This is a genomic window from Paraburkholderia sp. AV2, from assembly GCF_054968425.1.
Window position 1 is genome coordinate 156,698 of record NZ_JBANLK010000001.1, and the last position, 24,114, is coordinate 180,811.

Sequence of the window (24,114 nt, forward strand, 5' to 3'; positions counted from 1 at the left end):
TTCACACCTCTGCCGGCGCCTTGCGATGCCAGTCGGTCGCGCGCTGGAAGGCGTCGGCGACCTGCAGCATGCGGGCCTCGTTGAAATAGTTGCCGACGATCTGCAGACCGACCGGCCGTTGCGCGTTCGCGCCCGCGCCGAAGCCGCACGGCACGCTCATGCCGGGCAGGCCCGCGAGGCTCGTCGAGAGGGTGTAGATGTCCGCGAGATACATCTGCAGCGGATCGTCGCCCTTCGCGCCGATGTCCCAGGCCACGCTCGGCGCGACCGGCCCCATGATGACGTCGCACTGCTTGAACGCCTCCTGGAAGTCCTGCGCGATGATGCGGCGGATCTTCTGCGCCTGCAGGTAATAGGCGTCGTAGTAGCCGTGCGAAAGCACGTACGTGCCCACCAGAATGCGGCGCTTCACCTCGGGGCCGAAGCCCTCGGCGCGCGACTTCTTGTACATGTCGAGCAGGTCGCGGTACTCGGCCGCGCGGTGGCCGTAGCGCACGCCGTCGAAGCGCGAGAGGTTCGACGAGGCTTCCGCCGGGGCGATCACGTAGTACACGGGGATCGACAACTCGGTCTTCGGCAGCGTCACCTCCACGAGCGTCGCGCCGAGCGACTCGTAGACCTTCAGCGCCGCGTCGATGGCCGCGCGCACGTCGTCGGCGAGGCCCACGCCGAAGTACTCCTTCGGCAGGCCGATGCGCAGGCCGGCGAGCGGCTTGCCGGCCGGGGCGCCGGCGCTCCACGCCTCGCCCAGATGGCGCGCGTAGTCCTCGTGATCGTGGGTGAGGCTCGTCGAGTCGCGCTCGTCGAAGCCCGCCATCGCGTTGAGCAGCAGGCCGCAGTCGGCGGCGCTCTGTGCGAACGGGCCGCCCTGGTCGAGCGACGAGGCGAACGCGATCATGCCGTAGCGCGACACGCGGCCATAGGTCGGCTTGATGCCGGTGACGCCCGAGAACGACGCGGGCTGACGGATCGAGCCGCCCGTGTCCGTGCCGGTCGCGGCGGCCGCGAGGCGCGCCGCCACGGCCGCGGCCGAGCCGCCCGACGAACCGCCCGGCACCGCCTTGCGGTCCCACGGGTTCTGCACGGCGCCGAAATGCGAGTTCTCGTTGGACGAGCCCATCGCGAATTCGTCCATGTTGGTCTTGCCGACGCACACCATGCCCGCGCGCTCAAGGCGCTCGACGACGGTCGCGTCGAACGGGCTCACGTAGTTCTCGAGCATCTTCGAGCCGGCCGTCGAACGCCAGCCGCGCGTGACGAACACGTCCTTGTGCGCGATCGGCAGGCCGAGCAGCGGGCCGTTTTCGCCGGCCGCAAGGCGCGCATCGGCGGCCTTTGCCTGCGCAAGCGTCAATTCCGGGTTGACGTCGACGAAAGCGTTCAACTCTTGATGTGCGTCAATCCGACCGAGATAGAGCTGCGCCAGCTCGACGGCGGAGCACTCCTTGGCAGCCAGCGCGGCGCGCAGTTCGGTCAAGCTTTTTTCATGCATTGCGTGGTTCCTGGAAGAACGAAGGCGGCGAATTCGGGCTTGCCGGACCGCCGTCCGGGGCGCCGGATCAGGCCGCGCCCCGCGGGAAACGGGAGCCGCCGCAGCGCCTTGTCCGGCAGGCGACAGACGGCCGGATAAGGCGGCGACAGCAATAAAACGAACGCTTACTCGATCACGCGCGGCACGAGGTACAGGCCGTCCTGCACCGCCGGCGCCGGGCGCTGGAAGGCTTCGCGGTCGACCGTCTCGGTCACGGCGTCCGCGCGCAGGCGCAGCGCCACGTCCTCGATCTGCTCGATCGGGTGCGCGAGCGGAGCGATGCCGGCCGTGTCCACGGCCTGCATCTGCTCGACGAGACCGAAAAAATCGTTCAGGCGTGCGAGCGTATTGCCGGCTTCGGCGTCGGCCAGTTCGAGGCGCGCGAGGTGCGCGATGCGCTTCACATCGTTCAGGGTCAGGGCCATGCGGTCACCGGGAAAAATGGCGGTTGCTCTGGCCGTTGCGGCAGTGCGGAAAAAACGGTGCTGCAACAGCGGTTTATCGCGACGGATCCGGCTTTCGAGGAAAGCTTCGGCCGTGTCAAAAAGTGGCTTTCGGATCGTGCAAAACAGGCAAAATTATAAGGTATCATTACGCGTTCGACCCAAACCCGGACCGCCTTGCGCCTGCCTTTCGTCACCGATCAAGGCACTTTGCGGCCTGAAGTCACACTAAGGGGCACATAAAGGCACGAGCGGAGCGCAAGCGGCGCACCCTCAGCCAGGCTGCCTCCGGTAACCATTCCCGCAGTGTCAGGTTTCCAGAAGGTTCCAAGCGGCGCGCTTCGCGCCGGCCTCACGCTGTTATTTTTTCCGCTGCCGCCCTCGCCCATTGTCGCGAAGGTCGGCCACAAGCGAGACAGGATTTTTGAATGTTCGGTTTTCTGCGTAGCTACTTCTCCAACGACCTGGCGATCGACCTCGGCACGGCCAACACGCTGATCTACATGCGCGGCAAGGGTATCGTGCTCGACGAGCCGTCGGTCGTCTCGATCCGCCAGGAAGGCGGCCCGAACGGCAAGAAGACGATTCAGGCGGTCGGCAAGGAAGCCAAGCAGATGCTCGGCAAGGTGCCGGGCAACATCGAAGCGATCCGCCCGATGAAGGACGGCGTGATCGCCGACTTCACGGTGACCGAGCAGATGATCAAGCAGTTCATCAAGACCGCTCACGAGTCGCGCATGTTCTCGCCGTCGCCGCGCATCATCATCTGCGTGCCGTGCGGCTCCACCCAGGTCGAGCGCCGCGCGATCAAGGAAGCCGCGCACGGCGCCGGCGCCTCGCAGGTCTACCTGATCGAAGAACCGATGGCCGCCGCGATCGGCGCGGGCCTGCCGGTGTCGGAAGCCACGGGCTCGATGGTCGTCGACATCGGCGGCGGCACGACGGAAGTGGGCGTGATCTCGCTCGGCGGCATCGTCTACAAGGGCTCGGTGCGCGTAGGCGGCGACAAGTTCGACGAAGCCATCGTCAACTACATCCGCCGCAACTACGGCATGCTGATCGGCGAACAGACCGCCGAAGCCATCAAGAAGGAAATCGGCTCGGCGTTCCCGGGCTCCGAAGTCAAGGAAATGGAAGTGAAGGGCCGCAACCTCTCGGAGGGCATTCCGCGCAGCTTCACGATCTCCAGCAACGAAATCCTCGAAGCACTCACCGACCCGCTGAACCAGATCGTCTCGTCGGTGAAGATCGCGCTGGAGCAAACGCCGCCGGAACTCGGCGCCGACATCGCCGAACGCGGCATGATGCTCACGGGCGGCGGCGCGCTGCTGCGCGACCTCGACCGTCTGCTCGCGGAGGAAACCGGCCTGCCGGTGCTCGTCGCCGAAGACCCGCTTACCTGCGTGGTGCGCGGGTCGGGCATGGCGCTCGAGCGCATGGACAAGCTCGGCAGCATCTTCTCGTACGAGTAAGCGCCGCGCGTACCATGCAGTCGGCGCGGCGCACCCTGTCGAGGCGGCTGAAAGGCCGCCTTGCGCCCCGCTGACAGGCGCCCGTTGAGGCGCCGCCGTTTCATCCTTTCGCACACGCCCCCGGCGCCGACCATGGAATACAGTCCGCCGCCCCTGTTCAAGCAAGGCCCTTCGGCACTCGCACGACTGATCTTTTTCGTCGTGCTGTCGCTCGCCCTGCTGTTCTCCGACGCCCGCTTCAAGACACTGGAAATCGTGCGAGGCGTGCTGGGAGCAGGCCTCTATCCGCTGCAGCGCGCGGCCCTCGTGCCGCGCGATCTGTTTATGGGCGCCGCCGACCTCGCGGTCACGAGCGCCTCGCTGCGCGCCGACAACGCGAAGCTGCATACGCGCAATCTGCAGCTCTCGCAGCAAGCCAACGAAGCCGCGTCGCTCGCCGCCGAAAACACCCACCTGCGCGCGCTGCTGCAGCTCTCGCAGCGCATCGGCGCGCAGACCACGCCCGCCGAGATCCAGTACGACACGCGCGATCCGTTCACGCAGAAGGTGGTGATCGGCGGCGGCTCGCAACAGGGCATCCAGAACGGCGCGCCGGTGGTAAGCGAGGATGGCGTGGTGGGCCAGGTGACGCGCGTGTTCCCGATGCAGTCGGAAGTCACGCTGCTCACCGACAAGGATCAGGCGGTGCCGGTGGAGATCGTCCGCACGGGCCTGCGCAGCGTGATCTACGGCACGCCGCAGGGTGCGCTGCTCGATTTGCGCTTCGTGCCGATCAGCGCGGACGTGCAGGCCGGCGACGAACTCGTGACGAGCGGCCTCGACGGCATCTATCCGCAGGGGCTGCCGGTGGCGAAGGTGCTGCGCGTGGACAAGCAGGCCGACACGGCGTTCGCGCGCGTGGTCTGCGTACCGGTCGCCGCCGTGCGCGGCGCGCGCGAGGTGCTGGTGCTGCATTACACGCCGCAGGTGCCGCCGAATCCGGTGGAAGCGGCGGAGGCTGCCGAGGCCGCTTCCGAAGCCGCGGCCAAAGACGCGAAAAAGAAGAAGCCGGCCAAGGGCGAGGACAAGAAGGCCGACGACAAGTCGAAGGCCGCCGCGGCTAAACCGGTTGTGAATGCCCCCACGAACGCACACGCAAGCGCACATACCGGTGCGCCCGCGAAGCCTCAAGCGCAGAGGGGCCACTGATGCCGCGTCCGCAATACATCCTCCAGCCGGTCAACCCGTACTTCATCGCGTTCAGCCTGGCCGCCGCGTTCCTGCTGAACCTGCTGCCGTGGGGCAAGCTGCCGGGCGTGCCCGATTTCGTCGCGCTCGTGCTGCTGTTCTGGAATATCCACCAGCCTCGCAAGGTGGGCATGGGCCTCGCGTTCTGCCTCGGCCTGCTGATGGACGTGCATAACGCGAGCCTGCTCGGCGAGCACGCGCTCGCCTACACCCTGCTCTCGTACGGCGCGATCACGATCCACCGGCGCGTGCTGTGGATGTCGATCGGCGTGCAGATGTTCGCCGTGATGCCCATGCTGGTCGGCGCGCAGTTCGTGCCGTTCGTGATCCGGCTGCTGATGGGCGCCGCGTTCCCAGGCTGGGACTATCTCGTGAGCGGTTTCGTCGCCGCCGTGCTCTGGCCCGTGACGAGCCTCCTGCTGCTGCTGCCGCAGCGCCGCCCCGTCGATCCCGACGACACGCGGCCCATCTGAGCGGCGCGCGAGCCCAGCAGGAAGACGCTTGATAACCTCTTACTTCCCCCGGTCCGCTGAACCGCATTCGCGGGCCGTCATCGCATGACCGAATTCAAGGACACCCAGCAGCAGATCTCGAAATTCCGCCTGCGCGTCGCGGCGGCGGGGCTGTTCGTGTTCGTCTGCTTCGGGCTGATCGCCTTCCGCTTCCTGTACCTGCAGGTGTGGAACCACAGCAAGTACTCGCTGCAGGCCGACGAGAACCGCATTTCGGTCGCGCCCATCGTGCCCAACCGCGGCATCATCACCGACCGCAATGGCGTCGTGCTGGCGAAGAACTACTCGGCCTATACGCTCGAAGTCACGCCCTCGAAGCTGACCGACACGCTCGACAACACGATCGACCAGCTTTCGACGGTGATCCCCATCGACCAGCGCGATCGCCGCCGCTTCAAGAAGCTGCTCGAGGATTCGAAGAACTTCGAGAGCCTGCCGATCCGCACGCGTCTCACCGACGACGAAGTCGCGCGCTTCACGGCGCAGCGCTACCGCTTCCCCGGCGTGGAAGTGCGCGCGCGGCTGTTCCGCTCCTATCCGCTCGGGCCGACAGCCGCGCACGTGATCGGCTATATCGGCCGCATTTCGCAGCGCGACCAGGAAAAGATCGACGCGATGAGCGACCAGAACGACAGCGATCAGGAGCACTACGATCCGCGTCTGGACGCCAACAACTACAAGGGCACCGACTACATCGGCAAGATCGGCGTCGAGCAGAGCTACGAAACCGAGCTGCACGGCCTCACCGGCTTCGAGGAAGTGGAAGTGACGGCGGGCGGGCGGCCGGTGCGCACGCTCTCGCGCACCCAGGCCACGCCCGGCAACAATCTCGTGCTCTCGATCGACATCGGCCTGCAGGAAGTGGCCGAGCAGGCGTTCGCGGGCAAGCGCGGCGCGCTCGTCGCAATCGAGCCCGCGACGGGCGACGTCCTCGCATTCGTTTCCGCGCCGAGCTTCGACCCGAATTCGTTCGTGGACGGCATCGACCAGCAGACCTGGGACCAGCTCAACAACTCGCCCGACCACCCGCTTCTGAACCGGCCGCTGCACGGCACGTATCCGCCGGGCTCGACCTACAAGCCGTTCATGGCGCTCGCCGCGCTCACGCTGCACAAGCGCACGCCGCAATGGGGCTTCTCGGACCCCGGCTACTACATGTTCGGCGGCCACCGCTTCAACAACGACGTGCGTAGCGGCCAGGGCTGGGTCGACATGAACCGCGCGATCATGGTGTCGAACGACACCTACTTCTTCATGCTCGCGCACGACCTGGGCGTGGACAACATCGCGAACTTCATGAAGCCGCTCGGCTTCGGCCAGATCACCGGCATCGACATCGCGGGCGAGGCGCGCGGCATCCTGCCCTCCACCGAATGGAAGCGCAAGGCCTACCGCAAGCCCGAGCAGCAGAAGTGGTACGAGGGCGAGACGATCAGCCTCGGCATCGGCCAGGGCTACAACTCGTTCACGATCCTGCAGCTCGCGCACGCCACGGCCACGCTCGCCGACAACGGCATCCTCATGAAGCCTCACCTCGTGAAGGAAATCGAAAATCCGATCACGCACGAGGAGCGCCTTACCGTGCCGCATGAAAGCGGCCGCCTGAACGTCTCGCAGGCCGACATCGACGTCGTGAAGCGCGGCATGGAAGGCGTGACGATGAACCCGTCGGGCACTGCGTACCAGATCTTCGCCAACGCGCCCTATACCTCGGCGGGCAAGACCGGCACGGCCCAGGTGTTCTCGCTGCAGGGCGGCAAGTACCAGGCGCACGCGCTCGCCGAAAATCTGCGCGACCATGCGCTCTTCATCGCCTTCGCGCCGGCCGACAAGCCGCAGATCGCCGTCGCGCTGATCGTCGAAAACGGCGGCTGGGGCGCCCAGGCCGCCGGTCCGATCGCGCGCCGCGTGCTCGACTACTATCTCGTCGACCGGCTGAAGCCCGGCGCGCTGCAAACCGAAGTGGCCGCCGCGAAGGCAGCGGCACAGAACGCCTCGTCGCCCGTGATCGGCGCGCCCGAACCGGCTTCGGACGCGCAGCCGGTCGAGGTCGCCACCGGCTTCGCGGCGTTGCCCATTCCCGGCGCGGCTTCGGCTGCCGCCGCGGCTTCTGCGGCATCCGACTCTGCGGCGCCGGCGGGCACGGCTTCAGGCACGGCTTCAAGCGCGGCGTCGGCCGCCAGCGCCTCCCCCACCGCCGCGCGCGCAGCGGTCCCGGGAACCGCCAGCGGTGCCGACGCGGCCTCCGCTACCCGCCACAACACCCCGCATCGCCCGCGCCGTCCGGCGAGCGCGCCCGATGCAACGCTCGCCGCGCCGCCGCGCGACGACGACGCCCAGCCGGCACCGCCGAAGGCCGCCACCGGCGGCATCGACGAGTAAGGAGTACGCCATGCCCTTTCTTCAGTTCGACAAGATCGACAAGCGCGCGGTACTCGACACGATCCGCAAGATGTTCATCGGCTTCGACGGGCCGCTCGCCCTCACGGTGTTCCTGCTGATGTGCGTGGGCATCGTGACGCTCTATAGCGCGACCCTCGACATGCCGGGTCGCGTCGAAGACCAGTTGCGCAACATCATGCTGACCTTCGTGCTCATGTGGGCGCTCGCGAACGTGCCGCCCACCACGCTGATGCGCTTCGCGGTGCCGGTCTATACGTTCGGAATTGCGCTATTGATAGCGGTTGCGCTCTTCGGGCTCACGCGCAAGGGCGCGAAACGCTGGATCAACGTGGGCGTCGTCATCCAGCCCTCGGAGATCCTCAAGATCGCCACGCCGCTCATGCTCGCCTGGTACTACCAGCGGCGCGAAGGCGTGATGCGCTGGTACGACTTCGTCGTCGGCTTTGTCATCCTGCTCGTGCCGGTGGGCCTGATCGCCAAGCAGCCCGATCTCGGCACCGCAGTGCTCGTGTTCGCGGCGGGCCTCTTCGTGATCTATTTCGCGGGGCTCTCGTTCAAGCTGATCGTGCCCGTGCTGGTGGCATGCGTGATCGCGGTGGCGTCGATCGCGGCGTTCCAGGACAAGATCTGCCAGCCTCAGGTGAACTGGCCGCTGATGCACGACTACCAGAAGCACCGCATCTGCACGCTGCTCGACCCCACCTCCGATCCGCTCGGCAAGGGCTTCCACACGATCCAGGCCGTGATCGCGATCGGTTCGGGCGGCCCGCTCGGCAAGGGCTGGCTCAAGGGCACGCAGTCGCACCTCGAGTTCATCCCCGAAAAGCACACCGACTTCATCTTCGCCGTGTTCTCGGAGGAATTCGGCATGACCGGCGGCCTCGTGCTGCTTACGCTCTACATGTGTCTGATCGCGCGCGGGCTCTATATCGCCGCGAACGGCGCGACGCTGTTCGGGCGATTACTGGCCGGCTCGCTGACCATGGCCTTTTTCACCTACGCGTTCGTCAACATCGGGATGGTGAGCGGCATCCTGCCCGTGGTGGGCGTGCCGCTGCCGTTCATGAGCTACGGCGGCACCGCGCTCACGACGCTCGGCGTCGCGATCGGGCTCATCATGAGCGTCGGCCGTCAGAAGCGATTGATGCAGAGCTGAGCTTCGTACAACGAGGTGCGGCGCACGCCCTGCACGCTCAGGTTCGCGCTGCGCCGCTCCCTTACTGCGGCGCCGACTTCGCCAACTCCGCGCTTAGCTGCCGGTACTTGAGCAGCGCCACCTGGTCGCCCTGCGCTGCCGCAGCCGCGTAGTACGCGCGAGCGATATTGATGTTCTTCGGCACGCCGTCGCCGCCGCGTTCGTAGAACGAGCCGGTCACGTACTGCGCCGTCATGTCGCCACCCTCGGCGGCCTTCTTGTACCAGTAGAACGCCTGACGGTTATCGCGCGCGGTGCCGCGCCCGTCGAGGTACTGGTTCGCCAGCGCCAGCTCGGCCTGGATATGCCCCTGCTTCGCCGCCTTCAGGAACCACTGGTGCGCCTCGGTGGGATTCTTCTCCACGAAGTCGCCATCGTCGTACATCTTTCCGTAGACGTACTGCGCGTGCGACATGTTCGCGTCGGCGGCCTTGCGCAACCACTTGCGGCCCTCGCCGATGTCGGTCGCACCGCCCTCGCCGTTGAGCAGCATCATCGCGTAGTCGAATTCCGCGAGCCGGTTGCCGCGAGCCGCCGCCGCGCTGAACTCGTTGCGCGCGACGGTCAGGTTGCCCGCGTTGTAATCGGCGACGCCGGAGGCGGTCTGCGGATCGGCGTCCGCGCGCGACACCTTCTGGTCTGCGGTTCCAGCCGAACTTGCCGCGGCGTTCGTCGTCGTGGTTGCACTCGTAGCCGAGCTCGCGGCCGCGAAGCACGCCGCCGCAGCCGTCGCGGCAAAACAGCCCGCCAGCGCGCGAGCAAATACCGTCATTGCCCTGCGCTTCACGATCTCGCCTCCTGCAGCGCCTGGCGCGTTGCCCGCACGAGCCAGATCACGTCGGCGGCAAGCGCGATGAAGCTGAAACCCATCTCTCGATACTGCTTCGCCTGCGCCGAGTCCATGGCGAAGATGCCCGCCGACACGCCCGCGCCGCGAGCCGCCGCGATGATGCGCACCATCGCGGCCTGCACGTCCGGATGCTTCGAGTCGCCCAGATGGCCGAGGCTCGCGGCCAGGTCGGCGGGGCCCACGAACAGGCAATCCACGCCCGGCACCGCGGCGATCTGCTCGACCTCGGCAAGCGCCGACGCCGACTCGATCTGCACGATCGTCGCGATCTGCCCGTTCGCGCCGTGCAGATAATCGCGCCGCATGCCGTAGGCGGCGGCGCGCACCACGCCCGCCACGCCGCGGCGCCCTTCGGGGGTCTGTTCGCCCGGATACTGCGTGTAGCTCACGGCACGCGCCGCTTCCTCGGCGGACCCGATGTTGGGAAACATCACCGTGCGTGCGCCCGCGTCGAGCACACGCTTGACGAGCCAGCCTTCGCTGGTCGGCAGGCGCACGACGGGCTCCGTCGGCAGATGCGCCGCCGCGATCGCGCGGAGCTGCGCGACGGTGTCGGCGCTATCGTTCGGCGCATGCTCCATGTCGATCAGCAGCCAGTCGAAACCGGCGTGCGCGAGCGCCTCCGCGGCGGTCTCGCTGCCCATCGACAGCCACAGGCCGTAAAGCGGCCCCGCTTCCTTGAGGCGTTCCTTGAGGGGATTGGTGAAGGTGCTCATCGCCGTGCTCCCGGCGAGCCCGTCCGGCCCACGCGGCGCGCGCCTCTGGGCGCCCGGCGGCGGTGTGACCGGCATGTCTCGCTCCGTTATGTAGTCTGGCTGCGCGCGTGGATGCGCGGCCTTGCCGCAAGGATCATACCGCGACAATAAATCGGACCGCCGGGCGGAAAACCCGGCCCGGGCGCCTGCGTGCGTGAAAGCGAAGGAGAAGTGCGCCCGCTTTCGGACCCGGGCAGATCCGCCAAGCGGGCGAGGCGCGTGAGCCTCAGTCGCGGACGACTTCGGCCCAGCAGTTCGGCGTTTCGTAGAGTCGCACCTTGTGCAACTGCAGATTGACCCCGTAATGGGCGTCGTAGACGTTCGCGAGAATTTCGAACGCGATGGCCGCGAGGTTCTCGACGGTCGGGATACGGTCGATCACGACCGTCTTGTGGCCCGGCATCGATTCGAGAAAGCCGCGCACCTGCGTGTCGCCTTCGTAGACGATGAACGCGTGATCCCACAGATCGACGAGATGCTGGTTCGCGAGCGCCTTCACGTCCGCGAAGTCCATCACCATGCCACGGTCGGGCGCACCTTCGGTCTCGACGGTGTCGCCCTGCAGCGTGACTTCCAGCACGTAGCGATGGCCGTGCAGGTTGCGGCACTGGCTGCGATGGTCGGGAATGCGGTGGCCCGCGTCGAATTCGAGTTTTCGGGTGATCGTCAGCACGGCGGCTCTAACGCTAAAAAGCGGGAAAATTCAGGGAATGTTCAGGTACTTGTGGGTTTGCATCGAGAGGCGCCACTGCGGATGACGCTTGCACCAGTCGATGGCGAGCTTCGTGTTCAGGTCACGCGACGGACCATCCATCGGCTGGACGAGAAAATACTCGAAATCGAGCTTCGCGTAGTCGGCGAGGCGCTGGTTGTCCTGCGGCACCACGACCTTCAGCTCGTTGCCCTTCGTGACGACGAGCGGCGCGTCGGCCTTCGGGCTCACGCAGATCCAGTCGATCGTTTCCAGGACCGGCAGCGAGCCGTTCGTTTCGATGGCGATCGTAAAGCCGGCCGCGTGCAGCGCGTCGACGAACGGCGGATCGATCTGCAGCATCGGCTCGCCGCCCGTGCACACCACGAAACGGTTGCCCTCGCCCTCGGGCCACAGCGACGCGATCTTCGCGACGAGCTCCTCGGGCGTGCGGTACTTGCCGCCGTTCTCGCCGTCGGTGCCGACGAAATCGGTATCGCAGAAGCGGCACACGGCCGAAGCGCGATCCTCTTCCCGGCCCGTCCACAGGTTGCAGCCGGCAAACCGGCAAAACACGGCCGGACGCCCGGCGTTCGCGCCCTCGCCCTGCAACGTGTAGAAAATTTCCTTTACCGAGTAAGTCATGCTGCTGCCTGATCTGGTCCTGATCGTCTGGTCCTGGTTAGCCCGGGTCGTGCCCGCACGCAAAAATTAGGCACCCGGCGGGTCTGCCGCGCGCGAGTCAGCGGTGCTCGTGCAGTGCCGCGGCCAGTCCGCGCCTCAAACCGGCGCTTCGATGACCTTCTCGCCCGCGAGAAACGCTTCGTAGCCGCGCTTGCGCAACTTGCAAGCCGGGCACTCGCCGCAGCCGAAGCCCCACTCGTGCAATTCGGCGCGCTCGCCCACGTAGCAGGTGTGCGTCTCGACGCGCACCAGTTCGACCAGTTCGTCGCCGCCCAGTTGCTGCGCGAGGCGCCACGTGTCGGCCTTGTCGAGCCACATGAGCGGCGTTTCCAGCACGAAGCGGCTGTCCATGCCGAGGTTCAGCACGACCTGCAGCGCCTTCATGGTGTCGTCGCGGCAGTCGGGGTAGCCCGAGAAGTCGGTTTCGCACATGCCGCCCACGAGGACCTTCAACCCGCGCCGGTAGGCAATCGCCGCGGCGATCTGCATGAACATCAGGTTACGGCCCGGCACGAATGTATTCGGCAGCCCGCTCGCGGCGGTTTCGATTTCGATCTCGCGCGTCATGGCGGTGTCGCTGATCGCGCCGAGCACCGAGAGGTCGATCATGTGATCGTCGCCGAGGCGCTCGCCCCACTCGGGAAAACCGTTCGCGATGGCGGCGCGAAAGCCCTCACGGCACTCCAGTTCGACGCGGTGGCGCTGGCCGTAATCGAAGCCGAGCGTCTCGACGGTATCGTAACGATCGAGCGCCCACGCGAGGCATGTGGCCGAGTCCTGGCCGCCGGAAAACAGCACGAGTGCGCCGTTTTTAGCGTCTGTTCGAGTCACCGTGAAACTCCGTATGTGAGGTTCCCGTGCGGCTTCGCGAAGGCCGCTCAACGGCACCTCCGGCTGCGCAGGACCGGCGCGTTGCCGGCAACGGCAGTATAGGCTGCGGGCCTCGCGCGGGTGATCGGCGCACGCTTATACCGCTGATCGTCGCGCTGCTGCTGGTGCACCGACGACCCAACATCGATCCAACACCCACTGAACAACGAAAAAGCCCCAGGAATCGTGCGATCTCCTGGGGCTCAAATTCTGGTGGCCTGGGGCGGAATCGAACCACCGACACGCGGATTTTCAATCCAGCCACCAACCGAAGAACTACGCCCCACAAAATCAAGAAAAACCGTTATAAATCAACACAGTATCCACGTAAATTCATTTTTATCCACCTGTCAGATTGCCTAAAAAACAAGCAATCCAACGGGGTTTTGCGGGTATTTTCGGGGTTCAAAGGGAGCCAAGAGGGAGCCAAAAACCGGGTATGATTCCCGCACACCTCGACCTCCTGGAACCCGACGATGAGCACGCCCACCGCGCCCAGCATCGACAAAATCCCGTTCAACGACAAGACGCTGCTGCAGATCGCTCGCCTGCCCTTCGAGCAACGCCCGATCGGCGTGTCACCCACCGGCACCGTGCTCACCGCACCGCCGCCCGCCGGCGCCACCGACTACTTCGTGCGCGACGCCAACATGAAAGGCTTTTCGCTGCGCATCACCGCGAAGAGCCGAGCATTTTACGCTGAACGCAAACTCGCCGGGAAACCTTGTCGTTTCCCGTGCGGTGATTTCCCCGCCACCGGGCTGAAAGCGGCGCAGGCAAAGGCCACCATCGCCCTGGCGCAGATGGCCCAAGGCATCGACCCGAACCACACCGTCAAGGACAACCGCAAGGCGACGGCGGCCCGCTACGAGCGCGACAAACTCACGTTTGGCTACGTCGTCGCACGTGACGCCGAACGTCAGAAACCCACCGACGCGTCGGGTACCGCGAAAGATCGCCGCGAGGTCGCGCAATGGGTCGGCAAAACCAAAGTCTGGAACATGCCGGTCCACGACGTGACCGTGGACGACATGAAAGCGATGATGGACCAGTTGACCACGACCATCAGCGGCACGACCGCGCTCAAATGCTGGCGCTACACGCGGGCGGCCTGGTCGCGCATGGCATCGACCGAAGAACCACCGACAAATCCGTTCGACGAATACCTCAAAACGTACCGCTTGCCGCAGGTCACGCGCCGCACCACCTCGCTCGACACCGATGGCGAGCAGGACAAGCAATGGTTGCGCGCGATCGCCGACATGCGTACGAACCCGATCGGCAAACGGCCCTGGACGCGCCGTATCATGGCCGACTACATCCTGCTGTCGCTGGCCTTCGGCGCGCGCAAGAGTGAATCCGCCACGCTCAAATGGAGCGACGTGGATTTCGAGCGCAAGTTCGTACAGTTCCGGGACACCAAAAACGGCTCATCGCACTGCTTCCCGCTCACTGATTTTTGCGCGCAACTGCTGCGTGAGTTGAAAGCGCACAACGAAACGCCCCGCGGCCGGGACGTGAAGCGCGCCAAGCGCGGCGAAACGATCGAGTACCCCGAATGGGTGTTCCCGTCGGAGCGGCGCGGCCTGCACCTCACCGAACCGCGCAACGTGCTGCTGATCGGGGACGGGAAATCGGGCCTGAAAATCCGTATGCACGACCTGCGGCGAAGTTTCGCGGGCAGCGTCGCCGAAACGGTCATGAAGGACGGAACGCAATCGTTCGGCCTGGTCAAGATCGCCATGAACCACGCGGACCAAAAGTCAGACGTGACGCAGACGTACATCGGCATCAAGCCCAAACTCAACATGCTCCGGCCGGTGTACCTCGCGCACGAGCGCCGTATTTTCGAGGCGGCTGGGATGATGAAACCGATCCAGCCGGCCGACGCCGACGCCCTGCTCGACGCGCTGAAAGCCCAGGCCGCGAACAACCCGGCCGTGCTCGACCAGTTGCGCACGCTGCTGCAAGCCGCCGGGTGAGCAAACAATAGCCTTGTAGGGCGTAGGGGCTTTCCCGTCTCGTTCCGACGTTGCCCCGCCCTTCCCCGCAAATCCCCGCGCGCTTTCCAAAAACGGGGCCATATCTATAAAAAAAGCGTTGCGAGGCAAGTACCCAGGCGGGTACATTCCATTCACCGCGACGCCACCAGCGACGCCGCGGGGCTGGCAGAGCAGCGCCAGCGCGCCGTGAGGCGCACCCACGCGACTCGGATTTGGGCGAACGCAAGCCCAGCAGCCGGCGGCCTGTGCACGGGCCGGCGGTCGTAACAGCAGCACCTCCAGTTGGTCGGGAGGCAGAAGCACCACCTTAAACCGTGGTGTCCCTTTGCCTTTCAAGAACCAACTCTCTGGAGAGTGCTATGCAATACCGTAACGCCCACGACGCCGCCCACGAAAAAGCCTGCAAGGGGCTGCTGGACGAGTGTTTTCCGCTGCCCGTCGTCTACCCGCTGATCACCAACTTCCTGCCGATCGAGGCCATCCTTTGGATCGCCCTGCCGCATCCCTTGCGCAGGGCGGTCGTCCGAGCCCTCATGCAGTTCGACGAAAGCCTGCTCGTGGCGCGCGAGGGCACGATCGCCTACGGCCTGCTGACGCTTGCAACGCCGAACCTTGACGAGGCCGAACGCCGCACCCTGTACCTGCACCGTTCCAAGCGTTGCGCCAAGAACCGCCGCGACTTGGTGGCAACGCTGGCTCGTACCGAGCACCGCGCGCAGAAGGCCATCGACCACGTCACCGCCTTATTGGCAGCGGCCGGCCAGCCCTTGACCGACGAAACCCCGGCGTACACCGGCTTTCAGTTCATGCGGGTGGCGGTTGCCATGAAAGCGCGTGACGATTTCGACGTGTTCCCGATGTTGAGCGCGATCCTGAACAGCATGGGCTTGCCCGACGACAGCATCCAAGGCGAGACGATCGACGCCAAGGCCGTGGCCTTTGGCGATCAGATCGGGATCAACTATCACGTTGACAGCCCGTCCTACGCCGCGTCGGCCGGCGCCACCTTGCACTGATACGTTTGTATGTTTGTTTGATACCACCCATCACACCATTTAGGAGTGCTACACATGAGCATCGACCACCACACCGAACAAGCCCTCAACGCGCTGGTCGCGCTGGGCCGCAAGGCCGCGATCCGTGCGCTCAAGGCCGAACGCGCGCACAACGAGGCACAAGACGACTGGCTCAACGAGTGGATCGACGAGCACGCCGACGACCCGGACGACGAAGACGAGCGCGACGACCTCTGGTTCGACGCGCAGCAGGACGACGACTACGAGCCCTTTCTCGCAAGCCTGCGCGCAGAACTCGCCGAGGACTACGACATCACGCCCGAAGCGTTGGAAAACGCGCTCGAACTGATGAACAACAGCCACGGCGCGGACATGCTGAACGAACGGCTCGACGCGACGTACCCGCCGGAGACCGTGGACGCTGCAGCCCTGCCCGCCGCCATTGAAACGGTCGCCGGACTCCACCCGGCCAAGTTGTTCACCGCCCTGCAAGCGGGCGACTTCTACAACGAGCAAGACCACGTTGACGCTGCGGACTTGGAGCACTTCGCGAACCACTACGGCATCAGCCCCGAGGCGATGGTCGCAGCGGGCCTCGTCGTGGCGGCCAACGCGCTCGGCAAGGTGATGAAGCGCCACCGCGAGCGCATCGCCGAAGGTTCGACGGCCAGCGCCGCCACGAACTGATCAAGCCACCACCTACCAGGAGCCTGCCATGACCAAAAACACCACCCGCCCCGCGTTCGCATGGTTGCCCGCCGAAGCGCGCGCCGCGCTCTGGCCGCTGGCAGAGGCCAGTGAAGCAGCCGGCATCACGTAGTAGGGGATGACCCGACGCCAGCAGGCCGGCGTCAGCGGAGTGACCAGGGCGGCGATAGCCGCCCGTTTTTGGGTTCCGCGAGCGTCAGGAGCGCCGACCGAAAGCAAAACGACAGTTTCGACACAGGTAAAAACAGGTAGTTTTTTGGCTTACCCGTGAGCGCCAAGCCTTATGGGGAAAGGGTTTGCGGGGGGCGACACAGGTAAAACAGGTAAATCCGGCGGTACCGCGCAGAAGAGCTAGAGCGTTTTCAAAAACAAAAACGGAGAGCAGCAGGGACGGTGCAGTTTTTCATTTTTAAAACGGAGTCGAGCGGTTGTGAGGTCGGTTCGACGTTTTACCTGTTTTACTTGTGTTGGAGAGCATGAAATCTGGCTAAAAGCCTTGCCCCATAAGGGTTTGAGCCGACACAGGTAAAACACAGGTAAGTCGTTGGAGCCCCGCTGGGCGGGGCTCGCCGACACGGGTAAGACACGGGTAAGCGGGCGGTGAGGCCGATCCGCCTCCGGCCCGATCGCTGGAGACGGTGGACGGCGAGCAGGACGCAGCAAGCGGTACGCGGAAAAACGTAATCAGGATGTTGACACGGAACCGTGGGGCAGTATGGTACGTAGGCAGGGGCGCAGAACGTCGCGCCCCGACCAACGTTCACCATCGGGCCTGCCGAGCGCAGGCCATGACCGAAGCCCCCGGCCTAAACCAGCCTGGGGCTTTTTTGTTTCACCACGAGGAGAAGGGCATGACCATCGAAGCCGGAAACCGCTACGACGCCGCCATTTGCGTCCGACTGACCAGCCAGGCGCGCGACGAACTGGCACGGGTGGCCGCAAGCCGCGGCATGAAGCCGATGGAGATGGTACGGGCCGCGGTCATGGACATCGTGCGCAACCCGGGCGCCTTTCCGAACATCGGCCTGCCGGTCCGCGAGAAATCCATCGCCTGAAAAAGAAAAGACCAGTGCTGGCAGGCGCTGGTCCGATGTTTGAACGCTGCACCCTCTAAAGCGCCGGTTCACGTTGTACCGTAGGTTGAACCGGCTCCGTCGTCAAGTTTCAAGGAGCCCTCTATGCCTTCGCTCGCTCGTACCCGTCCGACGTTCCTGTTGAAGCCCTGCCCGGAGGGTACGGCCACGGTGTTCGACTTCAAGGCGCACCGCGCCGCAGCCCTCGCGCCGACGCTCGACGATGGCCCCGTGCGGTTCGGCGACGACGACGAGAGCGGCATCGCGCTCGCCGACCTGCCGCACGACGACCTGCCGGAGTCGGACGTGGACGACGACACGGACGACAGCGACGGCAACGACGAGCCGACCGGCGGCGCGTTCCAGGGCCACGGCACCGTGCCGATCGAAACCGGCCGTCCCGAGGAAGAGGACCGCAAATCGCAGGTCAAGGCGTTGCGTCAGCAGCTCAAAATCCTGACCGCCGAGGCCAAGGCCGCCGCGACGAAGGCCAAGAGCGCGCTGAATGCCAAGACGAAGGCCGAGGACAAAGTGGCCGAACGCGAAGCGGTGGCGGCCACCTTGACCGGCACGGCGCAGGTCCGCGAGCAGGCGAAGATCGCCACGGCCCGCCTCGCCGTTGAGCGCGCAACGGCCGAAGCCGAGCGCCTGGCCGCCGACGCCGAGGTCGCGGAAACCGCCCGGGCCGACGCCGACGAAGCGCTGCACGCGCTCGAAACGCTCGCCGACACGCCGGACGACGTGACGCCGGAGGTGAAGTACCTGAACCACTGCATCGCCGATCGCACGTACCGCCCCGGTGGCCGGTCGCTCGACAACGCGCAGCACACCGACGACGTGTTCTACAAATACGACGGCACGTACTGGGTGCCGCAGACGGACGAGGACAACGAGCACCGCGCGGCCTCGTTCACGCTTCAACACACCGCCGATAAGGCGACCAGCCGCCTTGTGTTCAGCATGTTGACGTTCGCGCTCATGATCCTGCGCAAGGAGCACGCGAAGCCGGCACCGGGCAAGGGCAAAATCTACATCCAGTTGAAAAACGCGGTGCTCGAAATCGTCAAGTCCACCGACGGCACGGTGTCGATCCTCGCGCACAAGCCGGCGCCGCACTTCGGCACCACCGCCTGCATCCAGGCGTCGATCGACTGGAAGCGCAGCGTCGGCCCGCTCGACAGCAAGGGCTCGGGCGTCTACACCACGACGCCGCTGGGCAAGGCCAGCCTGTTCGGCGAGTTCATCCTGTCGGCGTGCCACGACGACCCGGGCATGGTGCACTACGTGGCCGAGGCGATGGGCTCGACCGTCACGGGCGACAAGACCTGGCGCAAGGCCATCCTGCTGGTCGGCCCGAAGGGCTCCGGCAAGTCCACGTTTCAATCGCTGCTCACGCGCGTGTTTCACCCGGCATGGGCCGCGGTCGAGCCGGAGAAGTGGGCCGAGAACTTCGCGATGGAGTCGATGGTCGGCAAGACCCTGTACATCGCGTCCGAAACCGAAAACTTCCCGGCCAAGGAGTTCAAAGCGGTGGTCGCGTCGGACATGATCAACGTGACGCGCAAGGGCAAGCCGTCGATCAACATGATCCCGCGTGGCCGTCTGATCATCGCGACCAACGAACCGCCGCGCTACCGCGACGATCCCAGCGGTGCGATCGCCGACCGGTTGTGCTGCATCCCCTGGGACGTGCAGGCCGAGACGAAGCCGGGCGGCATCAACACGGATCTGGTCGAGCAGATCGTGAGCAACCCGGCCGAACTGCTCCAGATGGTCGATTTCGTGATCGACGGCGCCGTGCGCCTCGTGCAGCGCGGGCGGTTCATGCCCGACGCCGAAGCACCGGCCCCGGTGCGGATGTTGAAGGCCCGCGTGATTGCGTCGAACAACCCGGTGTCGTCGTTCGTCGATGCGTTCGACGTGAAAGCCGCCGACGCCGACCAGCACACGCCCAAGTTCGAGGTGTACCCGCTGTATGTGAAGCACTGCCAGGCCACCGGCGTCAAGGAGCAATACCGGCTGAACGAGGTGCACTTCTGGCGGAACATGTACGCCTTTTTCGGCACCACGTGGCCCCGCCACCAGCGCGGCGGCATCGACTACGTGCCGCTGCTCGTGAAAGGCATCGTGCCGGTGTGAGCCGGTCGCCGAACGTCCGCCCCGGTGCCAGCCTCACGGCTGGTTTTCCGGTACCGGCGCCGGCCTGGCGCCATCACCTGGAGTCCACCATGACCGATCAAAACCTTGCCCCGTTCACCGGCGCTGACATGCGCGAGCGCTTCGTGCGGTATTTCAACGTGCGGACCGAGCCGACGGTCTGGACCGGCAAAGCGTCGATCCACGGCCTGTACGCCGACTACTGCGCGCGCTCGAACGTCGAGCCCGAGCCCGAGGCCGTGTTTTTCGCGGGCGTGGCCGCGATGCTCGACGACCCGTGGGCGTGCGACCGGCACAACGGCGTCGTGCACCTGACCGTGGACGGCCTGGAACCGCTGCGCCCGTTCGACGGCATCGGGCCGTACGAAGCACCGGCGTTCGCCGTGCTGCCGAGCGGCACACGGCCCCGGTTCGCGCGCTAAAAAATGTCATCAGAACGTTGACAAGCGTTCGAGCTGGAGTTTTATTGAGTACACCAGCGCAACGCACCGCGCCCACCGTTCGCCCCAGTTCTCGCTGGGGCGTTTTCGTTTACGGCCCCGGAGAACTCCCGATGAACCTGATCAACACCGCGTTTCCGGGCACACGCCAACTCACCACGAGGCACCCGGGCGCCGTCAAAACCTTCGGCGCGGGCTGGTGCGTCGGCGAGGAACTGTCGCACGCCATCAACTCCGCTCACACGCTGGCCGTGAACGTATCCGACCTTGACGCACCGCTGATCCATCGGCTCGACGGTCAAACGTGGGTCGCCGTGCCCAACGACGCGTGGTTCGGCCTGATCCAGGAAGCCGCTGCCGTCGTGGTCGGTGCTCCGTTGCCGATCGACGAGGCGCGCGTCGTGTTGAGCCGTCTGCTGCGGCGTGCGACGCCCGAGCGCGCGGCCCACCGCTTGTACCGTTTCCCTGCCGGCGACCTCGTGTTTTTCACCGACAACGCGACCCTGCGTGCGTTTCGCTCGAACGGCACGGCCCGTCAGGACGGGATCGACTTCGACTGGTCCGACGTGAACGCGAACGCCGGGAACGTGTACCAGACGCACGGTGCGCCGCTGACGCATCCGGTTTTTCGAGCGGTCAACGACGTGCGCGTGATCGAAGCATGCCGGCAATGCTTCTCCGCCTCATCGTTTCTTGACCCGATCCTGATTGCTGGCGAGGCCAAGGTGTTGCGCGACACGGCCGAGGCGGCGATCGAGGAGGCCCCGATCGCCGCGCCCGCACGGCGCCGGTTGTAATCGCTCCGGCGTCAACGTCCGCCCCGGTGCCCGCCTCACGTGCGGGATGAGGCGGTACCAGGCCATCCGGGCCTGTTCACCACGGAGCACACCACCATGACCACCGCCCTCGACCAATGCATCGGCTTTTCGGACACGATGAACTACGACACCACGCCGCCGGCTTCGTCGGCCCCGGTGTTCCGGTACTCGACCCAGCCCAGTCAACTCGTGCGGTTCGTGGACGACATCGTGCGCCGTTGCGCCGTCCTGCCGGACCTCGCCACGCTGCGCGCTCGCGCGGTCGAATGGCTGGCCGGCGACGAGCCCGACCTGTCGGCCGAGGCCGCGGATCTTAAGGCGAAGACGCTCGCGGCCTACGGCCACTCGTTCGCGAAGACCTACGAAGGTTTCACGCACGGCGCCCCGTTCTGATCGCCCCGGCGCACCGTTCGCCCCGTGGCGCCTGCGGCGGGTTCGGCCGTACCGGCGCCATCCCGGCGCCGGGCCAGGCTGTAACCGCCGCAGGCGCCACGGGCGTCAGCGGATCGGCCAAGGGCGGCGATAGCCGCCCCGTCTTTTCCCTGGCAGGACGAACAAAGGCCGGTCCACATCGACCGGCCTTTGCCACCAGGGCACACATGCACATCGGCGGACACCACGCCGCCGACAAGCCCAAGGTAACAGCCCCACCGAAAAACACAACATCGCGAAAGACCACATCAACGGCCCGTGCGGTTCTCCCACGACCGGCCGCGTTCGCCCCTTGTTCGTTGAAAAGCCGCCGGTATCGCCAACCGGCCGACGCATAAGCCATCCCGCCACGGGCAGGGCAAGGGTTCGCTGCGCGCCCGCCGGCACCCGGTCCTGCTGCGCAGGCTGCGGCTTTGGCGTGCCCCTGGCCCTTGTGTCGGGACGGCTTCGTTATGCGCCGGGCGATACCGACAGCAGACCTTCACCGAACAAGGAGCACCACCATGAACGCGACCGGCCAGAACCACACGAACAGCAACAGCAACCCCATCCAAGGCGGGCTCCTCCAACCGCAGGCAGGGGAAACGACCTACCACGCACAACCCTACAACCTCGACGCACGCGGGTTCTACTTCACGAGCATGGAGGACTACACCGCGAAGGCCGAGGCCAACACGGACCGCTGGGGCGCTCCGGTCGAAGAGTACGAGCTGCAGTTCATCGACGGCACGGACGCGGAGGCCGAACTGTTCGCAGCGCTGGGCATCAACCAGGCCAACCTTGAGGCGTGGTTCGACGACGTGGTGGACCTCGACGAGCGCGAGCAGGCGGCGCTGTCGTACATCGTGGGCGACCTGGGCTATTCGCTGGCCGACGCCCTCGACAAGATCGACGACGTGAACCTCTACGCCGGTTCGCTGGTGGAGGCGGCCACCGAGTTGTTCGACGAACTGTACCTGCACGACATCCCGCAGGCCGTCCGGTATTACGTGGATTACGAGGCGTTCGCAAGGGATCAACGCCTGGCCGGGGCCATGACCGAAACCGAGTTCGCCGGCACGACCTACACCGTCACGAACGCCGACGCGCTGTAAGCGTCCACCGGGGCGCACCGCGCCCCATCCACCACCGGCCGCGAACTTTTCCCAGGCGCGGCCATCAACCAGGGAGTAAACTAGCCCCATGAACGCGATCCTTTCACCCATCGAATCAGAGTTCGCCACGGCCGATGAGGCCGAAGCGTACGACCGCTGGCTTCGTGCGGAAGTCCAGGCGTCGCTCGACGATCCGGCCCCAAATGTCCCGCACGACGAGGTGATGGGCGACGTGCGGGCCATGCTGGCCGAACGCAAGGCCCGCAAGAATGCTGCCCGTTGAGTGGCGGCCCCGGGCGCGGTTCAGGTTATACAAAATCCTCGCGGACATCGCTGAACTGAACGTTTTCGCGGCCGACGACCTGGCGAACGACATCGAGCAGGCCACCTCGAACCTCCCCGCGCACCCCTACCTGTACCGCTTGGGTCGTGTCGCCGGAACCCGGGAAATCGTGGTCCATCCGAACTACATCGTGATCTACCGGGTTCAGCCCGCGCACATCGAAATCGTGAACGTCGTGCACGCCCGGCAGCAATACCCGTGATTTGATGCTTGATTTGAGCGTTTGTTTGTATGTATCAACAAACAAACGCACCAACAGAAAAGCCCCTGTTTCAGGGGCTTTTTTACGTTCACCACCGACGCTCACTTGTCGGCGTTCCCGACGTGCAGCGCTTTGCCCTCGGCCAGCAACTGATCGAGCATAGCATCGGCCAGGGCCACCAGCACGACCGTCGCCGGCCCGCTGGTGTACTTGTCCAGTTTGTCGCGCAGCGCGTGCGGGATTCGCACTTGCGTCGCCGCGGCATCGCGCCCGCCGATCGTGGCCTTGCACGTCACCACCTTGTCGCCGGTCGCCCGGTCGGCGGTGCGCAGGTTGAAGTACGGCCGCTCCGTCGGTTCGGCAGCAGGCGCAAAGGCCACACTGACTTGCGCCGCGGCGGCCATCAGGTTCTGTTCCGGCTTGCCGGCCAGGCGGGCGAGAGAGTTACGGTTTTCCATGTGAGTCTCCGAAGGTAGAAAGGGTTAGGCGGCGGCCAGATCGACCAAGGCGTGAACAACGTTCTCGAACTCGGCGCGGGCTTCTTTCAAGCCACGAATGCCGGACTTGTCCGCGCCGTAGAGCGTGAGCCCGCGGGCCACGGTCGCCTGGTAGGCCGCTTTGCGCTTTTTGATGTACGGCTTGCCTACGAAACCAGTGAGGAAGGCCACGTCGCTCGCATGGCTCGTTTCCACGCGATTCGGCAGCATCATCACGCGCTGGCCCTTGCTGCGCAGATCGGCCTCGCCGCGGATCGTGCTGGCCGCATCGAAAAACGACGGAAGCACCGGCATCAGGATCACTTGCCCTTTCAAGGTCGATCCGGCCAGGCCAGGCGCGTGGTCATACACCACCACGTCGTACGAACTCGCGCGAGCGTCCGACGCGGCCACGTCGAACGGCAGCGCATGGCCCAGTTGCCGGGCTTGCGCTTCCCACGTGCGGGCGCTTTGCTGCGCGTCCGCATCGACGAGCAGCACGCGCCGGCTCGTGTCTTCAGCAGCGAAGAACGAGGCCAGCGTCAGCGCGATCGTCGATTTCCCGCAGCCCCCTTTGGGGCTCCATACGGAACATGAAAACAACATAATCTGTACTCCTCTAGAACGAGTGGACGGATGGACGTTCGTTGGTTCGTTTGTATGTCTGTTGGTGTGTTTGTTTGATACAAACAAACTTCTCGTACAACCCGGCACCTGTC

General features: G+C 65.5%; 25 protein-coding genes. 16 read left to right on the forward strand and 9 right to left on the reverse strand.

What is annotated here, in order from left to right:
• Position 1 precedes the first annotated feature (1 nt).
• Both gatA and gatC read right to left on the reverse strand, forming a co-directional pair.
• On the reverse strand, positions 2–1,492 hold the full coding sequence (gene gatA, locus V8683_RS00765) for an Asp-tRNA(Asn)/Glu-tRNA(Gln) amidotransferase subunit GatA (protein ID WP_411187700.1): 1,491 nt from the start codon (positions 1,490–1,492) through the stop codon (positions 2–4).
• A 164-nt stretch (positions 1,493–1,656) separates the two neighbouring features.
• Positions 1,657–1,956, reverse strand: a complete 300-nt coding sequence (gatC, locus tag V8683_RS00770) for an Asp-tRNA(Asn)/Glu-tRNA(Gln) amidotransferase subunit GatC (RefSeq protein WP_027793224.1) — start codon at positions 1,954–1,956, stop codon at positions 1,657–1,659.
• A 446-nt stretch (positions 1,957–2,402) separates the two neighbouring features.
• Between gatC and V8683_RS00775 the strand changes: the two genes are divergently transcribed.
• From V8683_RS00775 to rodA, 5 genes are all read left to right on the forward strand, one after another.
• Complete coding sequence (locus V8683_RS00775) at positions 2,403–3,446, forward strand: rod shape-determining protein (RefSeq protein ID WP_004189550.1); 1,044 nt, start codon at positions 2,403–2,405, stop codon at positions 3,444–3,446.
• 132 nt (positions 3,447–3,578) lie between these two features.
• A complete protein-coding gene (gene mreC / locus V8683_RS00780; protein ID WP_411187702.1) occupies positions 3,579–4,634 on the forward strand; it encodes a rod shape-determining protein MreC in 1,056 nt (351 codons plus the stop codon).
• Positions 4,634–5,146 carry a rod shape-determining protein MreD gene (gene mreD, locus V8683_RS00785; RefSeq protein WP_411187704.1) on the forward strand — a complete coding sequence of 171 codons (513 nt, stop codon included), beginning with the start codon at positions 4,634–4,636 and terminating at the stop codon, positions 5,144–5,146. Before mreC ends, mreD begins: the two co-directional genes overlap by 1 nt.
• Before the next feature lie 84 nt (positions 5,147–5,230).
• Positions 5,231–7,567: a penicillin-binding protein 2 gene (mrdA, locus tag V8683_RS00790; RefSeq protein ID WP_411187706.1), complete on the forward strand. Its 2,337-nt coding sequence runs from the start codon at positions 5,231–5,233 to the stop codon at positions 7,565–7,567.
• 10 nt (positions 7,568–7,577) lie between these two features.
• Positions 7,578–8,744 (forward strand): rod shape-determining protein RodA, encoded by a 1,167-nt coding sequence (gene rodA / locus V8683_RS00795; RefSeq protein WP_411187708.1) that lies wholly within the window; start codon positions 7,578–7,580, stop codon positions 8,742–8,744.
• Between the two features lie 61 nt (positions 8,745–8,805).
• On the opposite strand, the gene V8683_RS00800 is transcribed toward rodA, so the two are convergent.
• The 5 genes from V8683_RS00800 to queC form a co-directional block, all read right to left on the reverse strand.
• On the reverse strand, positions 8,806–9,555 hold the full coding sequence (locus V8683_RS00800) for a tetratricopeptide repeat protein (protein WP_411190464.1): 750 nt from the start codon (positions 9,553–9,555) through the stop codon (positions 8,806–8,808).
• A gap of 11 nt (positions 9,556–9,566) precedes the next feature.
• On the reverse strand, positions 9,567–10,349 hold the full coding sequence (locus tag V8683_RS00805; RefSeq protein ID WP_411187710.1) for an HpcH/HpaI aldolase family protein: 783 nt from the start codon (positions 10,347–10,349) through the stop codon (positions 9,567–9,569).
• Between the two features lie 265 nt (positions 10,350–10,614).
• The gene (gene queD / locus V8683_RS00810; protein ID WP_027793218.1) at positions 10,615–11,058 is read right to left on the reverse strand and encodes a 6-carboxytetrahydropterin synthase QueD; all 444 of its coding nucleotides are present in this window, start codon (positions 11,056–11,058) and stop codon (positions 10,615–10,617) included.
• Positions 11,059–11,091: 33 nt separating this feature from the next.
• Positions 11,092–11,724 carry a 7-carboxy-7-deazaguanine synthase gene (gene queE, locus V8683_RS00815; protein WP_411187712.1) on the reverse strand — a complete coding sequence of 211 codons (633 nt, stop codon included), beginning with the start codon at positions 11,722–11,724 and terminating at the stop codon, positions 11,092–11,094.
• 135 nt (positions 11,725–11,859) lie between these two features.
• The gene (queC, locus tag V8683_RS00820; RefSeq protein ID WP_411187714.1) at positions 11,860–12,594 is read right to left on the reverse strand and encodes a 7-cyano-7-deazaguanine synthase QueC; all 735 of its coding nucleotides are present in this window, start codon (positions 12,592–12,594) and stop codon (positions 11,860–11,862) included.
• 515 nt (positions 12,595–13,109) lie between these two features.
• Here queC and V8683_RS00825 point away from each other — a divergent pair.
• The 11 genes from V8683_RS00825 to V8683_RS00875 all read left to right on the forward strand — a co-directional run bounded on the left by V8683_RS00825 (position 13,110) and on the right by V8683_RS00875 (position 22,919).
• Positions 13,110–14,615 carry a tyrosine-type recombinase/integrase gene (locus V8683_RS00825; RefSeq protein ID WP_411187716.1) on the forward strand — a complete coding sequence of 502 codons (1,506 nt, stop codon included), beginning with the start codon at positions 13,110–13,112 and terminating at the stop codon, positions 14,613–14,615.
• Positions 14,616–14,995: 380 nt separating this feature from the next.
• A complete protein-coding gene (locus V8683_RS00830) occupies positions 14,996–15,652 on the forward strand; it encodes a hypothetical protein (RefSeq protein ID WP_411187718.1) in 657 nt (218 codons plus the stop codon).
• Positions 15,653–15,706: 54 nt separating this feature from the next.
• Positions 15,707–16,339 (forward strand): hypothetical protein, encoded by a 633-nt coding sequence (locus V8683_RS00835; protein WP_411187720.1) that lies wholly within the window; start codon positions 15,707–15,709, stop codon positions 16,337–16,339.
• 872 nt (positions 16,340–17,211) lie between these two features.
• The gene (locus tag V8683_RS00840) at positions 17,212–17,415 is read left to right on the forward strand and encodes a hypothetical protein (protein WP_411187722.1); all 204 of its coding nucleotides are present in this window, start codon (positions 17,212–17,214) and stop codon (positions 17,413–17,415) included.
• 123 nt (positions 17,416–17,538) lie between these two features.
• On the forward strand, positions 17,539–19,572 hold the full coding sequence (locus V8683_RS00845) for a DUF5906 domain-containing protein (protein WP_411187724.1): 2,034 nt from the start codon (positions 17,539–17,541) through the stop codon (positions 19,570–19,572).
• Positions 19,573–19,661: 89 nt separating this feature from the next.
• Positions 19,662–20,012 (forward strand): hypothetical protein, encoded by a 351-nt coding sequence (locus tag V8683_RS00850; protein WP_411187726.1) that lies wholly within the window; start codon positions 19,662–19,664, stop codon positions 20,010–20,012.
• 131 nt (positions 20,013–20,143) lie between these two features.
• Positions 20,144–20,827 carry a hypothetical protein gene (locus V8683_RS00855; RefSeq protein ID WP_411187728.1) on the forward strand — a complete coding sequence of 228 codons (684 nt, stop codon included), beginning with the start codon at positions 20,144–20,146 and terminating at the stop codon, positions 20,825–20,827.
• Positions 20,828–20,923: 96 nt separating this feature from the next.
• Positions 20,924–21,241 (forward strand): hypothetical protein, encoded by a 318-nt coding sequence (locus V8683_RS00860; RefSeq protein WP_150562026.1) that lies wholly within the window; start codon positions 20,924–20,926, stop codon positions 21,239–21,241.
• 542 nt (positions 21,242–21,783) lie between these two features.
• On the forward strand, positions 21,784–22,374 hold the full coding sequence (locus V8683_RS00865; RefSeq protein ID WP_411187730.1) for an antirestriction protein ArdA: 591 nt from the start codon (positions 21,784–21,786) through the stop codon (positions 22,372–22,374).
• 88 nt (positions 22,375–22,462) lie between these two features.
• Entirely contained in the window at positions 22,463–22,657 is a 195-nt protein-coding gene (relB, locus tag V8683_RS00870) for a type II toxin-antitoxin system RelB family antitoxin (protein WP_411187732.1), read from the forward strand.
• Positions 22,644–22,919, forward strand: a complete 276-nt coding sequence (locus V8683_RS00875) for a type II toxin-antitoxin system RelE/ParE family toxin (RefSeq protein ID WP_411187734.1) — start codon at positions 22,644–22,646, stop codon at positions 22,917–22,919. The genes relB and V8683_RS00875 overlap by 14 nt, the downstream gene beginning before the upstream one ends.
• Before the next feature lie 101 nt (positions 22,920–23,020).
• On the opposite strand, the gene V8683_RS00880 is transcribed toward V8683_RS00875, so the two are convergent.
• The gene (locus V8683_RS00880; protein ID WP_411187736.1) at positions 23,021–23,377 is read right to left on the reverse strand and encodes a hypothetical protein; all 357 of its coding nucleotides are present in this window, start codon (positions 23,375–23,377) and stop codon (positions 23,021–23,023) included.
• A 24-nt stretch (positions 23,378–23,401) separates the two neighbouring features.
• The gene (locus tag V8683_RS00885; protein ID WP_411187738.1) at positions 23,402–24,001 is read right to left on the reverse strand and encodes a ParA family protein; all 600 of its coding nucleotides are present in this window, start codon (positions 23,999–24,001) and stop codon (positions 23,402–23,404) included.
• Positions 24,002–24,114: the final 113 nt, after the last annotated feature.